The sequence below is a fragment of the Tenacibaculum agarivorans genome, from assembly GCF_001936575.1.
Lineage (GTDB): Bacteria > Bacteroidota > Bacteroidia > Flavobacteriales > Flavobacteriaceae > Polaribacter > Polaribacter agarivorans.
This window is the reverse complement of record NZ_MSMP01000099.1, coordinates 1-1177: the sequence shown is the minus strand read 5'-3', so window position 1 is coordinate 1177 and position 1177 is coordinate 1. Positions and strand designations below refer to the sequence as shown.

Here is a 1177-nt window from a genome sequence, read left to right as displayed (position 1 = left end):
AAAGCTCTTCTGTCTAATTTACCATTGGCCGTTAATGGCATTGTATCTAATGCTATCCAAATTGATGGAATCATATAACCTGGTAAATCTTCTTGTAATGCCTCTTGAATTGCTTCTTTATCAAAAGCATCTTCTGAAACTACATAACCCACTAGTATTTTATTACCTGTACTTGTTTCTTTAGCTAATACACAACATTGACTTACTGACACTAAATTCGATAATGCATTTTCTATCTCTCCTAATTCTATACGGTATCCTCTTATCTTTACCTGTGTATCTTTTCTTCCTATAAATTCGATATTCCCATCTGGTAACCACTTCGCTAAATCTCTTGTTTTGTATAATCGGTCACCTGCTGCAAATGGATTGCTAATGAACTTATCATTAGTTAACTCTTCATTGTTTAGATACCCTCTGGCAACTCCAGTCCCTCCCAAAACTAGCTCACCTACAACACCTAATGGAACTAAATTCATTGCAGAATCCACGATATATGCAACACTGTTTTTGATCGGTTTACCTATAGGAAGGGTAGTCTGCGTTTTTTCAATAGTATAAGTAGTTGAGAATGTAGTATTCTCTGTAGGACCATAACCGTTAATTATTTTTAAATCTGGATATAGTTCTTTTACCGTATTCGTGTAGTTAAACAAGACGATGTCTCCCCCAACTAATAAATATCTTAATGAAGCAAATATGCTTGTATCTTCTTCAACCACTTGATGGAACCATGAAGCAGTCATCCATAAAGTATTCACCCCTTTATCTAAAATCAAGGACTTGAAACTTGAGGTATTTAATAATACTTCTCTGCTTGCTAAAACTAATTCTCCACCATTTAATAATGTACCCCAATATTCTATAGTTACAGCATCGAAAGAAATGGAACCTGTTGATAACCAAACGGTGTCTGAATTTAAAGCTACATAATCACAACTTGTGGCTAAACTCACAATGTTTGTATGGGTTACCTGAACTCCTTTTGGGCGTCCTGTACTTCCTGAAGTGTACATTACATACGCTAAATGACTTGGTGAAGTAACTCTTTCTAAACTATCATCTGGATACTTCGAAATAAGCTCATTCCAATCGCTATCTAAAGCCACAATGGTAAGGTCTTTTTTTCCTTCTAATACTCCTCTATTAACTTGGTTACTTAATACCAGATTGATAG

1 protein-coding gene is annotated in these 1177 nt (G+C 35.1%); it reads right to left on the bottom strand.

What is annotated here, in order from left to right:
• On the bottom strand, positions 1 to 1177 hold a 1177-nt coding region (locus BVC87_RS22995), incomplete at both ends, for an amino acid adenylation domain-containing protein (protein WP_159439410.1).